This window comes from Janibacter sp. CX7 (assembly GCF_024362365.1).
Taxonomy (GTDB): domain Bacteria; phylum Actinomycetota; class Actinomycetes; order Actinomycetales; family Dermatophilaceae; genus Janibacter.
Genome location: NZ_CP101464.1, coordinates 1,990,892 through 2,011,746, shown reverse-complemented (window position 1 = coordinate 2,011,746; position 20,855 = coordinate 1,990,892). Strand labels below are relative to the sequence as shown.

Genomic DNA, 20,855 nt, shown 5'->3' with positions numbered 1-20,855 from the left:
GGCATGACTCCCGCACCCCGCCGCAGGCTCGGCCGGGACGGCATGCTCCTCGCGGTCATGCTGTCCGTGCCGGTGCTCGTCCTGCTCGGCTTCCGCGTGGCCGCGGCGCCGGCGGACCCCCCGCCGGTCGAGGAACGTCCGCTGCAGCTGACGACCGACGGCACCTCGTCGACGCCCACCCCGTCGTCGACCAGCACGGGGCCGACCAGCACGTCCTCGACCAGCACGCCGACGAGCAGCTCGACCTCCGACCCCACGTCCACCACGACCACCCGGCCGTCGACCAGCGCGAGCACGCGCCCCACGTGGACCCCCACGCCGTCGTGGACCTCGCGCACCGATGCGCCGGCGCCCACCTACGACGATGATGACGCCGGTGACGACGACGGCGCGGACGACGACGAGTACGACGATGACTGATGGCGGCTGAGCGCGGCCGTCCACGGCTGGCCCGCGACACCATCGTCGGCTGGATGGTGCTCGTGCTCTTCGTCAGTCTGCTGTCGGTCGTCATCGTCGTGCGCGAGAGCCTGCACGTGTCGGTCACGGAGCGGGCCAACGCCGACGTGACCCAGGAGATCGAGGAGTTCCGCACCTTCACCCGCACCGGCGTCGACCCCGAGACCTCCCGTCCCTTCACGACGGCGGAGCGGCTGCTCACCGTCTACCTCTCCCGGCAGCGGCCGGGCAGTGGCGAGGTGATCGTCGGCTACGTCGGGGAGTCGGGCGTCGTGACGACGTCCTACGGCGCCGGGGCGCCGGACGTCGACGAGTACGACCTCACCCGGGACCCGGCCGTGCTGCGCGCGGCCGAGCAGGGGACGTCGGGCACCCTCGACACCCCCGCCGGCGAGATGCGCTGGGCCCGCACCGTCGTCGACGTGCGGGGCGGCGACGACGCGATGCTGCTCGTCGCCGTCTTCACGGGGGAGGGCACGGCCGAGGCCGACCGCACGGTGCGCATGCTCACCCTCGTCTCGCTCGGGACCCTGCTCCTCGCGGGCGTCATCTCGTGGCTCGTCGCCGGGCGGATCCTGCGGCCGGTGCGGCAGGTGCAGGAGGCGGCGGCCGAGATCACCGAGCACGACCTCACCCGACGGATCACCGTGGGCGATGACGACGTGTCGGGTCTGGCGGCGACCTTCAACCGCATGCTCGACCGGCTCGAGGAGGCCTTCCGCGCGGAGCAGCGCTTCGTCGACGACGCCGGCCACGAGCTGCGCACGCCGATCACCGTGATCCGTGGTCACCTCGAGCTCATGGACGACGACCCGGCGTCGCGGGAGGTGACGATGCGCATCGTCACCCAGGAGCTGGACCGGATGAGCCGGATCGTCACCGACCTGCTCGCCCTGGCCAAGGCCGACCGACCGGACTTCGTGCGGCTCGGCGAGGAGGTCGACCTGCCGGCGCTGACCATCTCGCTCGAGGCCAAGGTCTCGGCGCTCGCCGACCGCAGCTGGCGGCTCGCCCACGTCGCCGAGGGCACGGCCCGGCTCGACACCCAGCGCGTCACCCAGGCCGTGCTCCAGCTGGCGCACAACGCCGTGCAGCACACCGCCGACGGCGACGCGATCACCCTCTCCTCGGACGTCGTCGTCGACCCCGATCTCGGTCCCGCTCTGACGATCAGCGTGGCCGACACCGGGCCCGGCGTGCCGGTCGCCGAGCGGGAGCACATCTTCGAGCGCTTCGCCCACGGCGAGCCCCCGGACGGACGCCGCCACAGCGGCGCCGGCCTCGGGCTGTCGATCGTCCGAGCCATCGCCGAGGGCCACGGCGGGCGGGTCGACGTCGGCGGCACGCCCGGCGAGGGTGCCGTCTTCACCCTCGTGCTCCCCACCCACACCCCTGCCAGCCACGACCACCCGGAGCAGACATGAGCGCCATCCTCATCGCCGAGGACCACGACGAGATCGCCAGCTTCATCGACAAGGGGCTGCGGGCCAGCGGCTACCGCACGACGATCGTCGGCGACGGCCGGCAGGCCTGGGCGCTCGCCTCGACCGGGGCCTTCGACCTGCTCGTGCTCGACGTCGGCCTGCCCGGGCTCGACGGCTTCGAGGTGCTGCGCCGGCTGCGCGGCGACGACGTCGACCTGCCCGTCATCATCCTCACGGCACGAGACGGGGTCGACGACACCGTCGCGGGTCTCGAGGGCGGGGCCAACGACTACATGACCAAGCCCTTCCAGTTCGCCGAGCTGCTCGCCCGCGTCCGGCTGCGGCTGCGCGAGGGCGGGGCGGCCCCGGCCGACGACGGGGCGCTCGTCGCGGGCGACCTCAGCCTCGACGTCCGCCGACGCACCGCGCGCGTCGCCGGCCGTGAGGTGGAGCTGACGGCCCGCGAGTTCTCCCTGCTCGAGGCCTTCGTCGAGCACGTCGAGCAGGTGCTCTCCCGCGAGCAGCTGCTCGGCATGGTGTGGGACATGGACTTCGACCCGGGGTCCAATGTCGTCGACGTCTTCGTCCGCTCGCTGCGGGCGAAGATCGGGGCCGAGCGGATCACCACCGTCCGTGGGGTCGGCTACCGGCTGCGGGCCGAGGCCCGGGGCGGTGCCGGCGACGCGGCGGCACGCGACTAGCGCAGCAGCCCGTCCTCACGCGCCCGCGCCACGGCGGCGGTGCGCGAGTCGACGTCGAGCTTGGTGTAGACGTGCACGAGGTGCGTCTTGACCGTCGCCTCCGAGATGACGAGGGCGCGGGCGATCTCGCGGTTGGACAGGCCCTGCGCGACGAGGCCGAGGATCTCGACCTCGCGGGCGGACAGGTCGGCCTGCGGGCGGGAGATGCGTGCGACCACCCGCTGGGCGAGGTCGGGGGACAGGACCGTCTGGCCGCTGGCAGCGCGGGCCACGGCGTCGGTGATGACGGCGGGGTCGGCGTCCTTGAGCAGGTAGCCCGCAGCACCCGCCTCGACCGCCCGCACGATGTCACGGTCGGTGTCATAGGTCGTGAGCACGAGCACCGCCGGCGCGGGTCGCCGGGCGCGCACCGCCTCGGTGACCCCGACGCCGTCGAGACCGGGGCCGAGGCGCAGGTCGGTGACGACGACGTCGGGCAGCTCGCGGGAAGCGGCGACCACGCCCTCCTCGCCGGTGCCGACGTCGGCGACGACCGTGATCCGGGGGTCCTGCCCGAGCAGGGCGACGACGCCCATGCGGGTCACCGGGTGGTCCTCGACGACGACCACCCGCACCGGGCTCCCGGCCCCGCCGGTCGTGCCCGTCGTGCCGGTCGTGCCGATGCTCGTCTCGCTCATGCGTCCTCCACCGGTCGTCCGATCTCCACCCAGCCCGACACGGCGGTGCCCTCGCCGGGCGCCGACTCGACGGACAGGCCGCCGCTGAGCTCACGCAGCCGGGCGCGGGTCGCGCGCAGGCCGTATCCCCCTTCGCCGCTCGTGGGGGAGGGCTGGTCCCACCAGCCCTGCGGGTCGAAGCCGACCCCGTCGTCGACGACGTCGACCCGCACGGTCGTGCCGGCCTCCTCGAGGCTGACGGTGACCGTGTGCGCGGCCGCGTGGGTCCGGACATTGGCCAGGGCCCCCTGGACCAGCCGCAGCAGGGCGACCTCGACGGTCGTCGGGACCGCCGGCAGCGTCGGCGACGCGGTGACGGTCGCGGCCACGCCGGTCTCGTCGGCGAAGCGCTCGGCGACCCGCCGCACGGCCGCCGGCAGGCTGCCCTCGTCGAGGTCGGCCGGGGCGAGCGCCCCGACGATGCGGCGCGACTCCTCGAGGCCCTGGGCCGCGCCCGACTCGATGTGCTCGAGCAGCTGCGACCGCCGGTCGGTGTCGCTCTCGGCCCGGGCGGCGCGGGCGAGCAGGAGCAGCGAGCTGAAGCCCTGGGCGATGCCGTCGTGGATGTCGCGGGAGAGCCGGGTGCGCTCGCTCGTCACGCCCTGCGCGCGCTGCACGCGGGCCAGCTCGTCGGTGAGGGCGGCGCTCTCCTCCTGCGCGGCGTAGAGCGAGGCGATGAGCCGCTGTCGCTCGATGCCGTCGCGGACGAGCGCCTGCTGCGCCTTGGCCACGCCGAGGGCGACGACCATGCCGATGAAGGGCCCGATGATCGCCGCGAAGGAGGCCTGCCCGCTCTGCCGCACCGGCTCGAGCGCGACGACGACGAAGACGAGCAGCGAGGTGACCACGGCCGGCAGCAGCGGCAGCACGTGACCGGCGAGGAGCCATAGGGGGAAGGCGAGCCAGACGTTCTCGGGGGAGACGAGCACGAGCAGGCCCCAGAGGAGGACGAGTCCGACGAACCAGCCGGTGCCGTCACGGCCGAGCCGGGCCAGGCGGGGACCGACGGCGTACCAGCCGGCGAAGAGCGCCAGGGCCCCGATCTCGGCGAGCGGGTGCGCGCCGTCCGCGACGGCACGCACCGCGCAGAGGGCGGCGAGCACTGCGAGCAGGGCGTGCTGGCCCAGCCGCAGCCACCGGCCGGTGCCCGTGGGGTCGCTCGTGCTGCTCGTCACGGGCGCGACGCTACCCGCCCGGGCCACCAGAAGCGCTCGCCGAGGAGGGCGGTGGCGGCGGGCACGACGAGGGTGCGCACGACGAGCGTGTCGAGCAGGACCCCGAGGCCGACGACGAGGCCGAGCTGGCCGAGGACGACGAGCGGCAGCACGCCCAGCGCCGCGAAGACGGCGGCAAGCACGACACCCGCGCTCGTGATGACCGCGCCGGTGCGGGCGACCGCCCGGGCGACGCCCTCGCGGGTGCCGTGGTCGGCGGCCTCGGCACGCGCCCGGTGCATGAGGAAGATCGTGTAGTCGATGCCCAGCGCCACGAGGAAGAGGAAGGCGACGAGCGGGACCTGCACGTCGAGCGCCGGGTGGCCGAGCAGGTGCTCGTCGAGCCACGCGCCCAGGCCGAGCGCGGCGAGCGCGCTCAGCGCGTTGAGCGCCAGCAGGACGAGCGGACCGACGAGGGCGCGGAGCAGGACGACGAGCACGACGAGGCTGACGAGCAGCACGAGCGGGACGACCGTGCGCAGGTCGGCGTCGGCGGCCGTGCGGGCGTCGAGCAGCTCGGCCGAGGCACCGCCGACGTGGGCGTCGGCGCCGGTGACATCGTGGGCCGCGGTGCGCAGGTCGCTCGCGAGCTCGAGGCTCGCCGGGCTGCCCGGCGCGGGCTCACCGATGACCGTCAGTCGGGCCAGGCCCTGCCCGTCGGTGCCGGAGGGCACGACGGTGGTCACGCCCGGCACGGACTCGACGGCGGTGGTCACCGCGTCCGTCCGGCTCGCGTTCGTCGTGATGACGAAGGGAGCCGCGGAACCGGCCGGGAAGTGCTCACCGACCGTCACGAGACCGTCTGCGGACTCCGACGCGGTGCGGAAGGAGTCGGCCTGACTCAGCCCGACTCGGGCGCCGAGCAGGCCGGAGGCGAGGACGACGAGGACGGCGAGACCGCCGGCGAGGAAGACCGCGGGGCGACGCACGACGCTGCGGGCGACGCGCGCCCAGATGCCCTCGTGCGACAGGTCGTCGCCGGGGCGGGGGACGAAGGGCCAGAAGACCTGTCGGCCGACGAGCGCGAGTGCCGCGGGCAGCACGAGGACGCCCGCGGCGAGGGCGATGACGAGGCCGACGGCGGAGGCCAGCCCGAGCCCGCGGGTGCCCGGGACGGCGGCGAGCAGGAGGGTTGCCAGGGCGAGCACGACGGTCGCATTGCTCGCGACGATGGCCGACACGGTGGCCCGCCACGCGGCGCGCAGCGCGACGCGGTGGTCGTCGTGCTCGTGCAGCTCCTCGCGGTAGCGCGAGATGAGCAGGAGGGCGTAGTTGGCCCCCGCGCCGAAGACGAGGACGGAGACGATGCCTGCGTCGAAGGGGAGGCCGCTCGCCTCCCCGACGGCAGCGGTCACCCGCCCGGCCACCTGGTCGGCGATGCCGACGACGGTGAGCGGGACGAGCCACAGGACGGGGGAGCGGTAGGTGAGCAGGAGCAGCAGCGCGACGACCCCGATGGTCACCGCGAGGAGGGTGAAGTCGGCGCCGTCGAAGGCCGAGGCGATGTCGGCGCCGAAGGCCGGGCCGCCGGTCACCTGCACGTCGAGCTCGGCCGGTGCGTGGTCGGCCACCTCGGCGCGCAGGTCCTCGATGGTCGCGACCTGGGTGGCGCTGTCCTCGCTCACCTCGACGGGCACGGTGACCGTCGCGGCCATCCCGTCCTCGCTCACCTGCGGGCGCGCCCTGCCGGCGCCGAGGTCGGCCGCCAGCTTGCCGAGGGCGCGCTCGTCGGCGCTCGTCAGGCGGGCGTCGCCCCCCTTCGTCGCGACGAGCAGGACCGGAGCCGTGTCGCTGCCGGGGAAGCCCTCAAGCTGCTCCGCCACGACCGCCGACTCCGCCGACGCCGGATAGGCATCGCCCCGCGGCGGCGCCTCCGCGGACCCCAACAGCGCCGACGCCAGCCCCACGACGAGCACGGCGAGGACGAGCACGAGTGACGCCCCCCGCCGGCCGAGGATGCGCTGGACGAAGGGAGCACGGGTGGACACGGGAGAAGGCTGGGATGGCGCTGGACGCAGGGAGGTCGACATGCCATCCAGTTCACCGGCGAAGGGGGTCCCGCCACATCGCGCACGAGGTTGGTCCTGCGATCAACCTTTCGGTGGATGCCACGACGCACACGGAGCGGACGGCAGGGGAGGTCGGCGCAGCATCAAGCCGAAGTCGAAGACGACAACGCACCCACACGACAAGGAAGGACTTCGGCAGCGCGCCGGCCTTCCGTGCCGGGAGCGGGGGCGAGCGCCAGCCTCCTTCGTCGGGAGCGCCGGGAGCGGGAGGCAACGCCGGACACGAGCTGTGGATGGCCCGCCGTGATCGTCGGTGGGGGCGCATAGGGTGGAGCGGTGTCGTCGTCCGTGGAGTCCCTGCTCGCCGCTGCCGTCGGGGGAGTGGGTGGCTCGACCAGGCCCGGGCAGGTCGAGATGGCACTCGCCGTCGCGCGTGCCATCGACTCCGAGAAGCACCTGCTCGTGCAGGCCGGCACCGGCACCGGCAAGTCGCTCGCCTACCTCGTGCCGGCGGTCGAGCACGCGCAGCGGGTGGGAAAGCCGGCGGTCGTCGCGACCGCGACCCTCGCGCTGCAGGGCCAGATCGTCGACCGCGACATGCCGCGCCTGGCCGACGCCCTGACGCCCCACCTGAAGCGGCGTCCGACCTACGCGATCGTCAAGGGCCGGCGCAACTACGTGTGCAAGCACAAGATCGAGGGCGGCTTCCCCGACGACGAGGACGGCCTCTTCGACGTCGGCGAGGCCGACGCGCAGGCCGGCTGGCTCGGCAAGGAGGTCGTCCGGGTCCGCGAGTGGGCCGACGAGACCGAGTCGGGTGACCGCGACGAGCTCGTCCCCGGCGTCTCGGAGAAGGCCTGGCGCCAGGTGTCGGTCTCGGCGCAGGAGTGCCTCGGCTCGAAGTGCCCGATGGTCGCCGAGTGCTTCGTCGAGAGCTCGCGCGAGGCGGCCAAGGACGTCGACGTCATCGTCACCAACCACTCCTTCATGGCGATCGACGCCTTCGAGGGGCGCCCGATGCTGCCCGATCACGACGTGCTCGTCGTCGACGAGGCCCACGAGCTCGTCGACCGGGTGATCTCGACGGTCACCGACGAGCTCGCGCCCGGCGGGTTGCGGGCCGCGGCGAAGCGGTCGCGCAAGTTCGCCGACTCGGCCGAGGTCCTCGACGACCTCGGGTCCGATCTCGAGGCCGTGCTCGAGGAGGCACCGGAGGGGCGCCTGGCCACGGGCATCCCCGACGCGCTCGCGGCCGTGCTCGGCCGCTGCCGCGACGTCGCCCGCTCGCTCCTGACGGAGATGAAGCCGCCGAAGGGGGAGCAGGTCGACGGCACCCGTCAGGTCGCCCTCGTCGCCGTCGAGGAGGTGCACGACACCGCCGCCCGGATGCTCGAGGAGCACGAGCTCGACGTCATCTGGGTCAGCCGCGACCTGCGCCGCGGCCCGCTGCTGCGCGTGGCGCCGATGAGCGTCGCGATGCGCATGCGGGAGCGGATCTTCGGCACCGGCGCCAGTGACGACGACGAGGCGGTGCGGGACCGCACGGTCGTGCTCACCTCGGCGACCCTCGAGCTCGGCGGCACCTTCGACGCCGTCGCCGGCACGCTCGGGCTGCGTGGGCCGGGAGCACCCGAGTGGACCGGCCTGGACGTCGGGTCCCCCTTCGACTACGCCCAGCAGGGCATCGCCTACGTGGCCGAGCACCTGCCGGCGCCGGGGCGCGACGGGCTGGCCCCGCAGACCCTCGACGAGATCGAGGCCCTCGTGAGGGCCGCCGGTGGCCGCACGCTTGGGCTCTTCTCGTCGATGCGCGCGGCCAAGGAGGCGACCGAGGCGATGCGCGAGCGGCTCGGCGACGACTTCCCGGTGCTGTGCCAGGGCGAGGACATGATCGGCACCCTCGTGCGCGACTTCGCCCGCGACCCGCGCACGATCCTCTTCGGCACGCTCACGCTGTGGCAGGGCGTCGACGTCCCCGGCAGCAGCTGTCAGCTCGTGCTCATCGACCGCATCCCCTTCCCGCGACCCGACGACCCGCTCTCCTCGGCGCGCACCCAGGAGATCGCCCGGCGCGGGGGCAACGGCTTCATGGCCGTCTCCGCCACCCACGCGGCGCTCCGCCTGGCCCAGGGCGCCGGGCGGCTGATCCGCCGCGGGGACGACCGGGGCGTCGTCGCCTTCCTCGACCACCGGATGATCAAGGCGCGCTACGCGGGCTTCCTCCAGCGCTCGCTGCCGCCCTTCTGGCCGACGACCGACCGCGATCTCGTGCTCGGTGCGCTGCGCCGGCTTGACCAGATCGCGCCCCCGCCGCAGCCGGTCGCCGAGCCCGGCCGGCGCGGCATGACCGGCCAGGCGAGCGCGCCGGTCGCCGACCCCGGTCCGGCCGACGGGGCGCGCACGGCCGTCGTCCGTGGCGAGGGCTGGTCCGCCCAGGACGACGACGAGCTGCGCGACGGGGTCGACCTCGGGCTGCCGCTCACCGAGCTCGCCGAGTCCCTCGACCGCGACGAGGACGCCGTCGCCGCCCGGGCCCAGACGCTCGGTCTGGCTGTCCCACCCCGCGGCTAGCCTGTCGCCCATGGAACTTCGTCGTCTCGGCCGCTCCGGTCTCACCGTCTCCGCCGTCGGGCTGGGGTGCAACAACCTCGGCCGCGAGGGCACCGCCAGCCGGACCCAGGAGGGGTCGGACGCGGTCGTGCACGCCGCGCTCGATGCGGGCATCACCCTCTTCGACGTCGCCGACACCTACGGCGCCGAGCCCGGCCTCTCCGAGACCATGCTCGGCCGGGCCCTGGGCAGCCGCCGCGACGAGGTCGTCGTCGCGACGAAGTTCGGCATGGACGTGCGCGGGGCCAACGGCCCCGACTTCGGTGCCCGCGGGTCGCGGCGCTACATCACGACCGCGGTCGAGGCCTCCCTTCGTCGGCTCGGCACGGACCGCATCGACCTCTACCAGCTGCACACGCCCGACCCGCTGACCCCCGTCGAGGAGACGCTCGACGCGCTCGACGACCTCGTGCGCGCGGGCAAGGTGCGCTACATCGGCCACTCCAACCTCGCCGGCTGGCAGATCGCCGACGCCGAGCACACCGCGCGCGCCCGCGGGGGAGCGCGCTTCATCTCGAGCCAGAGCCACTACAACCTCCTCGATCGCCGGGCCGAGCTCGAGGTGACCCCGGCGGCCGAGCACTTCGGGCTCGGTGTGCTGCCCTACTTCCCGCTCGCCAGCGGGCTGCTCACCGGCAAGTACTCGTCGGGCTCAGCGCCCGAGGGCAGCCGGCTGACCCACTCGCGCCAGTACCTGCTCGAGGAGGCCGACCTCGACCAGCTGCGTGCCTTCGGCGACTACGCCCGGGCCCGCGACCTCACCGAGCTCGAGGTCGCCTTCTCGTGGCTCGCCTCGCGCCCGGCCGTCACGAGCGTCATCGCCGGTGCGACCCGCCCCGAGCAGATCGCAGCGAATGCCGCGGCCGTCTCCTGGGTGCCGACCCCCGACGACGAGGCCGAGCTCGACGAGATCTTCCCGACGGTGCCGCGGGTGGCGCTGTTTTGAGCACGCCCCCCTTCGTCCTCGTCCAGGGACCCGAGACCGTCCTGGCGGACCGCGCCGTCGAGCAGGTCATCGCCGACGTGCGGGTGACCTCGCCCGAGCTCGAGGTCGTCACCCTGCGGGCCGAGGGCTACGAGGAGGGCGCGCTCACCGTCCAGGCCAGCCCCTCGCTCTTCGGCGAGGACAAGCTCATCGTCGTGCGCGACCTGCACCAGGCGCCCGACGCGCTGCAGGTCGACCTGCTCGCCTACCTCGCCGACCCCGAGGACTCGGTGACCCTCGTCGTCACCCATGCCTCGGGCAACAAGGGCAAGAAGGTACTCGACACGCTCAAGAAGGCCAAGGCGCTCGTGCTCGAGGCCCCGGCGATCAAGAGCGACCGCGACAAGGCCGACTTCGTGACCAACGAGTTCCGCCGCAGCCGTCGCAAGGCGACGAGCGAGGCCGTCCAGGCGCTCGTCGAGGCGGTCGGCAAGGACGTGCGCGAGCTCGCCTCCGCCTGCCAGCAGCTCGTCGACGACACGACCGGCACGATCGACGCCGATGTCGTCGAGCGCTACCACGGGGGTCGGGTCGAGGCGACGGGGTTCAAGGTCGCCGATGCCGCGGTCGCCGGGCAGACCGGCGAGGCGCTGCGGCTGCTGCGCCATGCGGTCAACGTCGGCGTCGACCCGGTGCCGATCGTCGCCGTCCTCGCCCAGCAGCTGCGTCAGCTCGCCAAGGTCGGGGGAGCGGGCCGTGGCCGCAGCGCCGACCTCGCTCGCGACCTCGGCATGGCGCCCTGGCAGGTCGACAAGGCACGCCGATCGCTGCAGGGCTGGACCGGTGCCGGGCTGGGCCGCAGCATCCAGGCCGTCGCGGCCGCCGACTTCGAGGTCAAGGGCGGCGGACGCGACCCCGTCTACGCCGTCGAGAAGGCGATCCTGACGATCACCCGCGAGTTTGGCCGCGACCGGAGCCGCTGATAGATTTGTCGCTTGCGTGCGCGCATGGTCGTGCGCGCACGACAGCACGACCCAGGGCGTCTCTCCCACGGTGTCCCCACGCCGGTCCCGAGACGTCTTGCCGCCCTCTAACGGCAACCTTCGACCGAACCAGAAAGAACTCTCGTGGCAAACATCAAGTCCCAGATCAAGCGCGTCAAGACGAACGCCGCCCGGACCGAGCGCAACCGCGCCTACAAGTCCGAGCTGCGCACGTGGATCCGCAAGGTCCGCACGGCCGCCGACGCCGGCGACGCCGAGGCTGCCCAGGCTGCCCTCGTCACCGCCGGCAAGAAGCTCGACAAGGCCGTGAGCAAGGGTGTCATCCACGCCAACCAGGCCGCCAACAAGAAGTCGGCCCTGGCCAAGCGCGTCAACTCGCTCTGAGCTGACAACCTGTCGAAGGGGGCCGGTCACCGCGAGGTGACCGGCCCCCTTCGCCGTGTCCGCACGTCGTCGAGGACGGGCGGTCACACGGGGTCGTCGTCGTAGTCGCGGCCGGACGCGACCGCCCGCACCGCCTCGACGACGGCGTCGAAGACCCGCTCGTCGAGGACCGCGCCCTCCCGGCGCACCGCGGCGGGGTCCAGGCGCAGCACACGGTTGACCCGCGCCTCGCTGCGCCGGCCGCGCCCGTCCCACGCGCCGGAGCCGACGTCGATCCAGCGCCGCCCGGCCGCAGCCTCCTGCTCGGCGTCGAGGTCGTGGTCGTGGCTCGTCAGCTGCAGGCCGAGCAGCCAGTCGCCGTCGCGACCCACGAGCAGGACCGGTCGGTCCTTGCCCTGGGTGTGGTCCTCCTCGTAGGGCACCCAGGCCCAGACGACCTCGCCGGGGGAGGGCGTCGGGTCCTCGGGGGTCGGGGCCCACTGCATCGTCGGCACACCCGTGAAGTCGCCGGGGTAGTCGCTCATGCCGGCCACGCTAGCGCTCCCGCGTGAGCAGCCTCACGAACTGACCGGCGAGGAAGTTACCCGCGAGGTCACCCGCCGTACACCCACCGCCGACAGGCTCTGCGCCATGCCCTCGGACGCCACACCTCATACCCCCCTGCCCGGACCCGCCCGACGTGACGTCGTGCGCGGGGCCGCCGTCGGGGCCGTCGCCGCCACCGCGACCGTCACCCCCTTCGCCCTGTCGGCGGCGCACGCCGCACCGACCACCGGATTCCTCCACGGCGTCGCCTCCGGAGACCCGCTGCCCACCGCCGTCGTCCTGTGGACCCGCGTGACGCCGACGGCCGACGCCGTGCCCGGCTCCGGCCGGGGCCCCCGGGTCAAGGTCACGTGGGAGGTCGCGACCGACGACGACTTCACCCGGATCGTGCGTCGGGGGCAGATCGCCACCGGCACCGAGCGCGACCACACCGTCAAGGTGGACGCGAGCGGGCTGACGCCGGGCACGCGCTACGCCTACCGCTTCCGCAGCGGGGGAGCCACCTCGCCGACGGGCTGGACCCGCACGGCGCCCGCGCCGTCGAGCACCCCGAGCCGACTGCGGCTGGGCGTCGTCTCCTGCTCCAACTGGGAGGCCGGATGGTTCTCCGCCTACCGCCACCTCGCCGCACGAGGCGACCTCGACGCCGTGCTCCACATGGGCGACTACCTCTACGAGTACCCGACCGGTGAGTACGGGGCGGGCGAGACGGTCGTCCGCACGACGCAGCCGACGCACGAGATCGTCACCCTCGCCGACTACCGGGTGCGGCACGGTCACTACAAGACCGACCCCGACCTGCAGGCGTTGCACGCGGTCGCCCCGTGGATCACCACGTGGGACGACCACGAGAGCGCCAACGACGCGTGGATCGACGGCGCGGAGAACCACCAGCCGGAGACCGAGGGCGCCTGGGCCGACCGCGCGGCCGCCTCGCGGCGCGCCTACGACGAGTGGATGCCGATCCGGTTGTCCGGCACCGCGACCCTCGGCGACGGCAACCAGGTCTACCGGGAGCTGTCCTTCGGCACGCTCGCCGACCTGCGCATGCTGGACCTGCGCAGCTATCGCAGCGAGCAGGCCTCCTACGCCGCCCTCGGCCAGGTGGGCTCGCCCGACCGCACCATCGCCGGCGACGCGCAGATGGGCTGGCTCAAGGAGTCGCTGAGCGGCTCGAGCGCGACGTGGAAGCTCGTCGGCAACCCGGTGATGATCTCGCCGGTGACCTTCGGCGCCGTCGACGCCGAGGTCGGGCAGGCGCTCAACGACATGGGCGGGCTCGTCCCGCCGGAGGGCATCCCCTACAACGTCGACCAGTGGGACGGCTACACCGCCGACCGCCGCGAGCTCATCGACCACCTCGCCGACCACGCGATCCCCAACACCGTCTTCATCACCGGCGACATCCACTCCGCGTGGGCCTGCGACCTGCCGAAGAATGTCGGCACCTACCCCTTCAGCCCGAGCGTCGCGGTCGAGTTCGTCGGCACGTCGGTCACCTCCGACAACCTCGACGACATCCTCCAGGTCGCGCCCCGCACGGTCTCGCTAACCGTCGAGGCCGCGATCCGCACCGCCAACCCGCACGTGCGCTACCTCGACTTCGACCGCCACGGCTTCAGCGTCCTCACCCTGACCCCGAGCCGGGCCCAGATGGACTGGTACGCCCTCGCCGACCGCACCGACCCGGCCTCGCCGGTCCGGTGGAGCGCCGGCTTCGAGACCCTGCCCGGCACCCAGCGCGCCCGCCGCGTCTGGTACCCCGCCACCTGACCGGAGAGACCATGACCACCCCGTCCCACCCCTCCCGCCGCACCCTCCTGCGCTTCGCCGCCGCCAGCGGTGCGACCGTCGCCATCTCCGGCGCGCTCGGGGCCCCCTGGGCCTCGGCCGCGTCGAAGGGGGAGCAGCCTCGCGTCTACGTCCTGGTCACCGACGGGCTGCGCCCGGACGAGATCACGCCCGAGTGCACCCCGCACCTCCACGCCCTGCGCACCGGGGGCACCTGGTACCCCAACGCCCGGTCCCTGCCGGTCATGGAGACGATCCCCAACCACGTGATGATGATGACCGGCGTGCGGCCCGACCGCAGCGGCGTGCCGGCCAACAAGATCTACGACCGTGGCCTCGGCGAGGTCCGCGACATGGACCAGCCGAGCGACATCAAGGTCGCGACCCTCGTCGAGCGGCTCAACGCCCGCGGCCTGACGACCGGCACCGTGCTGTCGAAGGACTACCTCTACGGGGTCTTCGGCGACCGCGCGACCTATCGGTGGGAGCCCAAGCCGCTCATGCCGATCACCGACCACGCGCCCGACGGCTACACCTACGACGCGCTGGTCAAGATGGTCGACGAGGCCGACCCGCACCTCGTCTTCGTCAACTTCGGCGACATCGACCGGGTCGGTCACGCCGACCTCGGGGGCACGATCAGCCTGCCCGCGATGCGCTATGCCGCCCTGGCCAACACCGACCGTCTCGTCGGCGACTTCGTCGAGCACCTCAAGGCGAAGGGGGCGTGGGAGCGTTCGGTCATCATCCACCTCGCGGACCACTCGATGGACTGGTCGATGGCGTGGAAGGTCATCTCGCTGGGCGCCCCCATCTGGTGGGACACCACGCTGCGCGGCAAGGTGGAGATCGCGCAGAACGGTGGCGCCGACTGCCTCTACTGGACCGGCCCCGCGGGGGAGCGGGCCGCCGGCCTGCAGCGGCTGCGCACGCTCGTCGAGCGGCAGGCGGGGGTGCTGTCGGTGCACACGCCGGCCGAGCTGCGTCTGGGCGCCAACGCCGGCGACCTCGTCGTCTACTGCAAGCAGGGCTGGCGCTTCTCGGACCCGACGATCTTCGACAACCCGATCCCCGGGAACCACGGACACCCGACGACGGCTCCCATCCCCTTCGTCATCGGCGGTGGCTCCCCGCTCGTCCGGCCGGGCACGCGCACCGCGACCGCCCACACGCTCGACGTCGCGCCGACCGTCGGCGCGATCTTCGGCCTGCCCTCGCTGCCGGGTGGCTACGACGGGGTCAGCCGGCTCTGACAGGCCGCCCCGACCCCGTGGGCCGTGGGTGAAGGACTTCTCATGGAGCCTTCACGCACGGCTCATGGGGGCTTCCTAGCGTGACGTGCGTCGCTCGGGCACAGGGCACCGAGCCGTCACAGGGAGAGCCACCATGAACCGCCTCGCCACCGCCACCGCCGTCCTCGCCGTCGCCGCCGGAGGGGTCGTCGCCACCGCGGCCCCCGCCTCGGCCGACGACCGCACCTGCCGCGGCACCATCTCGAAGCAGACGATCAGCGGCGACCTCGTCGTCCCGAGCGGCGCGAGCTGCCGGGTCAACAGCCTCGACGTCAAGGGCAATATCAAGATCGCCCGGGGCGCCACCCTGCGCTCCTACCACTCGAGCGTCGACGGCAACATCCAGTCCCAGGGTCACGCCTACGTGCGCTTCACCTACGGCTGGGTCGACGGTGACATCCAGCTCGAGGACGGGGCCAGCCACCACCTGCGCAATGCCTTCGTCGACGGCAACATCCAGCTCGAGGGCAACCGCGGCTACGCGCAGAACGTCATCCGCTCGCGCACCGACGGCGACATCCAGCTCTTCTCCAACCCGGCGGGCACGAAGTACGTCTACGACAACCGGGTCCACGGCAACCTGCAGTGCAAGAGCAACACCCCCGCCCCGAAGGGCTGGGGCAACCGCGTCTCGGGCGACAAGGAAGGCCAGTGCGCCCGGCTCTGACGTGACGCCTCGGGGGCGTGGGATGATGGGCGGACGTCCACCCGCTCCCACGCACCCCGAGGTCCGCCACCCGTGTCACCCCAGGCCCGTGAGGCCCTGCCGCCCAACGCGACCCCGCCGGCGCAGATCCGCAACTTCTGCATCATCGCCCACATCGACCACGGCAAGTCGACGCTCGCCGACCGGATGCTCGGCATCACCGGCGTCGTCGAGGCCCGGGCGATGCGCGCGCAGTACCTCGACCGCATGGACATCGAGCGCGAGCGCGGCATCACCATCAAGTCGCAGGCCGTGCGCATGCCGTGGGAGCACCAGGGGCAGACCTTCTGCCTCAACATGATCGACACCCCGGGGCACGTCGACTTCACCTACGAGGTCTCCCGCTCACTCGCCGCGTGCGAGGGCGCGATCCTGCTCGTCGACGCCGCGCAGGGCATCGAGGCCCAGACCCTGGCCAACCTCTACCTGGCGATGGACAACGACCTGACGATCATCCCGGTGCTCAACAAGATCGACCTGCCGGCCGCCCAGCCGGAGAAGTACGCCGAGGAGATCGCTGGCCTCATCGGCTGCGAGCCCGAGGACGTGCTCCGGGTGAGCGGCAAGACGGGCGAGGGCGTCGAGGCCCTGCTCGACAAGATCGTCGCCGAGCTGCCGCCGCCCGAGGGCGACGCCCAGGCGCCCGCCCGGGCGATGATCTTCGACTCCGTCTACGACAACTACCGCGGCGTCGTCACCTATGTCCGGGTCGTCGACGGGGCGCTGCACCCCCGCGAGAAGATCGCGATGATGTCGACCAAGGCGACCCACGAGCTGCTCGAGATCGGGGTCATCTCGCCGGAGATGATCCCGAGCAAGGGCCTGGGCGTCGGTGAGGTCGGCTACCTGATCACCGGCGTCAAGGACGTGCGCCAGTCCAAGGTCGGTGACACCGTGACCAATGCCGCGGCGCCCGCGGCCGACGCGATCGGTGGGTACAAGGACCCCAACCCGATGGTCTTCTCGGGGCTCTACCCGATCGACGGGTCCGACTACCCGACGCTGCGCGACGCCCTCGACAAGCTCAAGCTCAACGACGCCGCGCTCGTCTACGAGCCGGAGACCTCCGCTGCCCTCGGCTTCGGCTTCCGCTGCGGCTTCCTCGGCCTGCTCCACCTGGAGATCGTGCGCGAGCGCCTCGAGCGCGAGTTCGACCTCGACCTCATCTCGACCCAGCCCAATGTCGTCTACGAGGTGACGATGGACGACGGCTCCGAGATCCTCGTGACCAACCCCAGCGAGTTCCCCTACGGCAAGGTCGCCGAGGTGCGCGAGCCGGTCGTCAACGCGACGATCCTCGCGCCGAGCGAGTTCATCGGCGCGATCATGGAGCTGTGCCAGGGCAAGCGCGGCCAGCTCGGCGGCATGGACTACCTCTCCGAGGACCGCGTCGAGATGCGCTACACGCTGCCGCTGGCCGAGATCGTCTTCGACTTCTTCGACCAGCTGAAGTCCAAGACCCGTGGCTACGCCTCGCTCGACTACCAGGAGGCCGGCGACCAGGCTGCCGACCTGGTCAAGGTCGACATCCTCCTGCAGGGCGAGACCGTCGACGCCTTCAGCGCCGTCGTCCACAAGGACAAGGCCTATGCCTACGGCACGATGATGGCCGGCAAGCTCAAGGAGCTCATCCCGCGGCAGCAGTTCGAGGTGCCGATCCAGGCAGCCATCGGCGCGCGGATCATCGCCCGCGAGAACATCCGCGCGATCCGCAAGGACGTGCTCGCCAAGTGCTACGGCGGTGACATCTCCCGCAAGCGCAAGCTGCTCGAGAAGCAGAAGGAGGGCAAGAAGCGGATGAAGAACATCGGCACCGTCGAGGTGCCGCAGGAAGCCTTCATCGCTGCGCTCTCCTCCGACGACAGCGCGGTGGACAAGGCGAAGAAGTAGCGGCGCGCTGCTGACGTGACGCAGGCGACGCCGGGGACCCTTCCCGGTCACTAAGCGCTGGCTTAGTGTGGCGGTCATGGCCCAGCAGACCTTCGCCCTCTACCAGCGCATCGCGAGCCTCCCGGCGGGCAAGCGACTCTTCTCGCTGCTCTACTCCGTCAAGGCGCCCTACTTCGCCACCGTGCGCCCGCAGGTGCGCGAGGTCCGCGCCAACCACGCGGAGCTGTCGATCCGTAACCGCAAGCGCGTGCACAACCACATCGGCACCCTGCACGCGATCGCCGTCTGCAACGGTCTCGAGGCCGCCATGGGTCTGCTCGCGGAGGCGACCTGCCCGAGCGACCAGCGGTGGCTGCCGCGCGGCCTGCAGGTGAGCTACCTGGCGAAGTCGACGACCGACCTGCTGTGCGTCGCCGAGACCGACCCCGAGCAGTGGGCGGGCGAGGCTCCCTACGACGTCGACATCCGGGTCAAGGCCGTGCGCACCGACGGGGTCGTCGTCGTCGAGGGCGTCATCCCGGTCTACGTCACCGCCAAGCCGAAGAAGGCCTGAGCCTCACCCGACGAGCCGGTCGCGCAGCCGCGCGACCTGCTCCCGCGACCACTCCGCGGCCTCGAGCCACCCCTCGGCACCGCCGAACTCCGACTCGAGGTGCGCGAGCACGGCCTCCATCGACTCGCGCCGTGGCAGCTGGTCCTCGAGGCTGTGCGTCGGCAGCGTGCGCGCATAGGGCTCGACGCTCGAGAGCCGGTCCATGATCCGCTCGAGGCGCTCGGCCGTGCGCACGTAGTCGTCGATGACGACCTCGGCGGGCACGCCCGCGACGACGAGAGCCATGCCGACCACGGTGCCGGTGCGGTCCTTGCCCGCCGCGCAGTGGACGACCGTGGCGCCCGTGCTGTCGCGGACGGCAGCCAGTGCCGCCGCCACCGAGTCGGGCCGGGCCGTGAGGTAGCCCGTGTAGTGCCGGGCCCAGAAGGCGCCGTCCCGGGGCGAGTGGTCCTGCCGGCCCCACCGGACGGCCAGGGCCTGCTCGATCGTCTCGTCGGGGTCGCGGTCCTCGCGCAGCAGGCTGTGGTGGTGGTGCGTCAGCGCGGTGGCGCGCAGCGGACCCGCTCCGGTCACCTCGTACTCGACGTGGCTGCGCAGGTCGACGACGTCGCTCACCCCGAGCTCGTCGACGAGGCGACGCACGTCCCCTTCGCTCAGGTCCTGCAGGTTGTCGCTGCGGATCAGCCGGCCCTCGCGGGTGGTGCGTCCGTCGCGGGTGGGCAGCCCGCCGAGGTCTCGCATGTTGACGACGCCGTCGAGCTCGATCCACCGGGTCATGGCGCCCACGCTATCGGTGGGAGGATGAGCCGGTGCGTCCCCCCTTCGGCATCTACCTGCACGTGCCCTTCTGCACGGTCCGGTGCGGGTACTGCGACTTCAACACCTACACCGCCACCGAGCTGGGCCCCGTCGGCGGGGCGAAGGGGGCGAGCGTCGCCACCTATGTCGACGCCGCGATCGCCGAGCTCGACCTCGCGGTGCGGTCCGTGGGTGACGACCGGCCGGTCTCGACGGTCTTCGTCGGCGGGGGTACCCCGACGCTGCTGCCGCCGCAGGACCTCGTGCGCTTCCTCGACGCCGTGCGCGAGCGGTGGGGGCTGGCCGACGACGTCGAGGTGACGACGGAGGCCAACCCCGACAGCGTCACCGAGGAGTCGCTGCGGGTCCTCGCGGACGGGGGCTTCACCCGGGCGAGCATCGGCATGCAGTCGTCGGTGCCGCAGGTGCTCGCGACGCTCGACCGCACCCACGACCCGGCCAACGTCTCCCGGGCCGTCGCCGCGGCCCGTGCCGCCGACCTGGCCGTGAGCCTCGACCTCATCTACGGCACGCCGGGGGAGAGCCTCGAGCAGTGGCGCACCTCCCTCGAGACCGCGGTGGGCCTGGCGCCCGACCACCTGTCGGCCTACGCGCTGACCGTCGAGGACGGCACCAAGATGGCCGCCCGGGTGCGCCGCGGCGAGCTGCCGATGCCGACGGGCGACGACGAGGCCGACAAGTACGAGCTCGCCGACGAGCTGCTCGCCGACGCCGGCTACGCCTGGTACGAGATCAGCAACTGGGCCCGCACGCCCGCCGACCGGTGCCGGCACAACATCGCCTACTGGCGCAGCCACGACTGGTGGGGCGTCGGGCCCGGCGCGCACGGCCACGTCGACGGGGTGCGCTGGTGGAACCTCAAGCACCCCGCGACCTGGGCCAAGGCGCTGGCCGAGGGTGACCCGGCCGCGGAGCGCGAGGAGCTGACGCCGGAGCAGCGGGCCGACGAGGAGGTCCTGCTCGGGGTGCGGCTGCGCGAGGGCCTGCCGACCGATCGCCTCACGCAGCAGGGTCGCCGGGCCGTCGCCGGACTCGTCGCCGACGGACTCGTCGACGGTCGCGAGGCCGTACGGGGGAGCGTCGTGCTCACCCGTCGCGGGCGGCTGCTCGCCGACACCGTCGTCCACCACCTCGTCGGGGGTGCCGGTGCCTGACGTGCCCGAGATCCCCGACCTCATCGCCTTCGTCGACCTGCTCGGTGTCTTCGCCAACGGCCTGCTCGGCGGAGCCGTCGCCCGCCGCTACCAGCTCGACCCCGTCGGCTTCTCGGTGCTGGCCGTCGTCTCCGCGCTCGGCGGCGGCGCGATCCGCGACGTGCTGCTCAACGTGCAGCCGGTCGCCCTGACCGACCTGCGCTACCTGACGGTGGCCCTCGTCGCGGCGGCCATCTCCTTCCTCGTCCCGCTCGAGGGGCGCCGGTGGCGTCAGGTCTTCCCCTGGATCGACGGCGTGGCCCTCGGCACCTGGGCGGTCGTCGGCACGCAGAAGGCGCTGCTCGCCGACATCCACTGGTTCCCGGCCATCCTGCTCGGCGTCATCACCGCCTGCGGTGGCGGCGTCGTGCGCGACATGATGCTCGGCAACGTGCCGGTGATCCTCCAGCGCTCCGAGCTCTACGCCACGGCGGCCTTCGCCGGGGGCGCGACCCTCGTCCTGCTCCACCTCATGACCACCGGACCGCTCGCCTCGCTCGGCGCGCTCGTCGTCGGCGGCGGGGTCTGCCTGCTCGCGCGCAAGCGTGGCTGGATGCTCCCGACCGAGCCGCGGTGGCCGGCGAGCCGCATCCGCCGGCGGTGACCGGTCGGCGGACGC

Annotated in this window: 19 protein-coding genes; 14 read left to right on the top strand and 5 right to left on the bottom strand. The window is 72.8% G+C overall.

Annotation, left to right across the window (positions count from 1 at the left end; genetic code table 11):
• Positions 1 to 3 precede the first annotated feature (3 nt).
• Genes NMQ01_RS09815 through NMQ01_RS09805 form a run of 3 tightly spaced genes read left to right on the top strand, consistent with a single transcriptional unit; the run spans position 4 to position 2,584 of the window.
• Positions 4 to 420, top strand: a complete 417-nt coding sequence (locus NMQ01_RS09815; RefSeq protein WP_255183756.1) for a hypothetical protein — start codon at positions 4 to 6, stop codon at positions 418 to 420.
• Complete coding sequence (locus tag NMQ01_RS09810; protein WP_255183755.1) at positions 420 to 1,883, top strand: cell wall metabolism sensor histidine kinase WalK; 1,464 nt, start codon at positions 420 to 422, stop codon at positions 1,881 to 1,883. Before NMQ01_RS09815 ends, NMQ01_RS09810 begins: the two co-directional genes overlap by 1 nt.
• Complete coding sequence (locus NMQ01_RS09805) at positions 1,880 to 2,584, top strand: response regulator transcription factor (RefSeq protein ID WP_255183754.1); 705 nt, start codon at positions 1,880 to 1,882, stop codon at positions 2,582 to 2,584. Before NMQ01_RS09810 ends, NMQ01_RS09805 begins: the two co-directional genes overlap by 4 nt.
• On the opposite strand, the gene NMQ01_RS09800 is transcribed toward NMQ01_RS09805, so the two are convergent.
• The 3 genes from NMQ01_RS09800 to NMQ01_RS09790 are packed head-to-tail and all read right to left on the bottom strand — an operon-like array spanning position 2,581 to position 6,502.
• A complete protein-coding gene (locus NMQ01_RS09800; protein WP_255183753.1) occupies positions 2,581 to 3,261 on the bottom strand; it encodes a response regulator transcription factor in 681 nt (226 codons plus the stop codon). The two genes, NMQ01_RS09805 and NMQ01_RS09800, sit on opposite strands and share 4 nt — an antisense overlap.
• Positions 3,258 to 4,475: a sensor histidine kinase gene (locus NMQ01_RS09795; protein ID WP_255183752.1), complete on the bottom strand. Its 1,218-nt coding sequence runs from the start codon at positions 4,473 to 4,475 to the stop codon at positions 3,258 to 3,260. The genes NMQ01_RS09800 and NMQ01_RS09795 overlap by 4 nt, the downstream gene beginning before the upstream one ends.
• Complete coding sequence (locus tag NMQ01_RS09790; RefSeq protein WP_255183751.1) at positions 4,472 to 6,502, bottom strand: MMPL family transporter; 2,031 nt, start codon at positions 6,500 to 6,502, stop codon at positions 4,472 to 4,474. The genes NMQ01_RS09795 and NMQ01_RS09790 overlap by 4 nt, the downstream gene beginning before the upstream one ends.
• 357 nt (positions 6,503 to 6,859) lie before the next feature.
• Between NMQ01_RS09790 and NMQ01_RS09785 the strand changes: the two genes are divergently transcribed.
• The 4 genes from NMQ01_RS09785 to rpsT all read left to right on the top strand — a co-directional run bounded on the left by NMQ01_RS09785 (position 6,860) and on the right by rpsT (position 11,446).
• Positions 6,860 to 9,094: an ATP-dependent DNA helicase gene (locus NMQ01_RS09785; RefSeq protein WP_255183750.1), complete on the top strand. Its 2,235-nt coding sequence runs from the start codon at positions 6,860 to 6,862 to the stop codon at positions 9,092 to 9,094.
• Between the two features lie 10 nt (positions 9,095 to 9,104).
• On the top strand, positions 9,105 to 10,079 hold the full coding sequence (locus tag NMQ01_RS09780) for an aldo/keto reductase (RefSeq protein WP_255183749.1): 975 nt from the start codon (positions 9,105 to 9,107) through the stop codon (positions 10,077 to 10,079).
• Positions 10,076 to 11,041: a DNA polymerase III subunit delta gene (holA, locus tag NMQ01_RS09775; protein WP_255183748.1), complete on the top strand. Its 966-nt coding sequence runs from the start codon at positions 10,076 to 10,078 to the stop codon at positions 11,039 to 11,041. Before NMQ01_RS09780 ends, holA begins: the two co-directional genes overlap by 4 nt.
• A 144-nt stretch (positions 11,042 to 11,185) precedes the next feature.
• Complete coding sequence (rpsT, locus tag NMQ01_RS09770) at positions 11,186 to 11,446, top strand: 30S ribosomal protein S20 (protein WP_192910458.1); 261 nt, start codon at positions 11,186 to 11,188, stop codon at positions 11,444 to 11,446.
• An 83-nt stretch (positions 11,447 to 11,529) separates the two neighbouring features.
• Here rpsT and NMQ01_RS09765 read toward each other — a convergent pair whose 3' ends face one another.
• A complete protein-coding gene (locus NMQ01_RS09765; protein WP_369694808.1) occupies positions 11,530 to 11,970 on the bottom strand; it encodes a type II toxin-antitoxin system PemK/MazF family toxin in 441 nt (146 codons plus the stop codon).
• A 163-nt stretch (positions 11,971 to 12,133) separates the two neighbouring features.
• On the opposite strand from NMQ01_RS09765, the gene NMQ01_RS09760 reads away from it, so the two are divergent.
• The 5 genes from NMQ01_RS09760 (at position 12,134) to NMQ01_RS09740 (ending at position 18,224) form a co-directional block, all read left to right on the top strand.
• Positions 12,134 to 13,765, top strand: coding sequence for an alkaline phosphatase (locus NMQ01_RS09760; RefSeq protein WP_255183747.1), 1,632 nt, complete (start codon positions 12,134 to 12,136; stop codon positions 13,763 to 13,765).
• Between the two features lie 11 nt (positions 13,766 to 13,776).
• Entirely contained in the window at positions 13,777 to 15,036 is a 1,260-nt protein-coding gene (locus tag NMQ01_RS09755; protein WP_255183746.1) for an alkaline phosphatase family protein, read from the top strand.
• A gap of 133 nt (positions 15,037 to 15,169) precedes the next feature.
• On the top strand, positions 15,170 to 15,742 hold the full coding sequence (locus tag NMQ01_RS09750; RefSeq protein ID WP_255183745.1) for a hypothetical protein: 573 nt from the start codon (positions 15,170 to 15,172) through the stop codon (positions 15,740 to 15,742).
• Between the two features lie 72 nt (positions 15,743 to 15,814).
• Entirely contained in the window at positions 15,815 to 17,671 is a 1,857-nt protein-coding gene (gene lepA, locus NMQ01_RS09745; RefSeq protein ID WP_255183744.1) for a translation elongation factor 4, read from the top strand.
• 76 nt (positions 17,672 to 17,747) lie between these two features.
• Positions 17,748 to 18,224, top strand: coding sequence for a hotdog fold domain-containing protein (locus NMQ01_RS09740; protein WP_255183743.1), 477 nt, complete (start codon positions 17,748 to 17,750; stop codon positions 18,222 to 18,224).
• A 3-nt stretch (positions 18,225 to 18,227) separates the two neighbouring features.
• Here the strand turns inward: NMQ01_RS09740 and NMQ01_RS09735 are convergent, their stop codons facing one another.
• The gene (locus tag NMQ01_RS09735; RefSeq protein ID WP_255183742.1) at positions 18,228 to 19,001 is read right to left on the bottom strand and encodes a tyrosine-protein phosphatase; all 774 of its coding nucleotides are present in this window, start codon (positions 18,999 to 19,001) and stop codon (positions 18,228 to 18,230) included.
• A 32-nt stretch (positions 19,002 to 19,033) separates the two neighbouring features.
• Between NMQ01_RS09735 and hemW the strand changes: the two genes are divergently transcribed.
• Together hemW and NMQ01_RS09725 are read left to right on the top strand one after the other, a co-directional pair.
• Positions 19,034 to 20,197, top strand: a complete 1,164-nt coding sequence (hemW, locus tag NMQ01_RS09730) for a radical SAM family heme chaperone HemW (RefSeq protein ID WP_255183741.1) — start codon at positions 19,034 to 19,036, stop codon at positions 20,195 to 20,197.
• Between the two features lies 1 nt (position 20,198).
• Positions 20,199 to 20,840, top strand: a complete 642-nt coding sequence (locus tag NMQ01_RS09725; RefSeq protein ID WP_255183740.1) for a trimeric intracellular cation channel family protein — start codon at positions 20,199 to 20,201, stop codon at positions 20,838 to 20,840.
• Positions 20,841 to 20,855 lie beyond the last annotated feature (15 nt).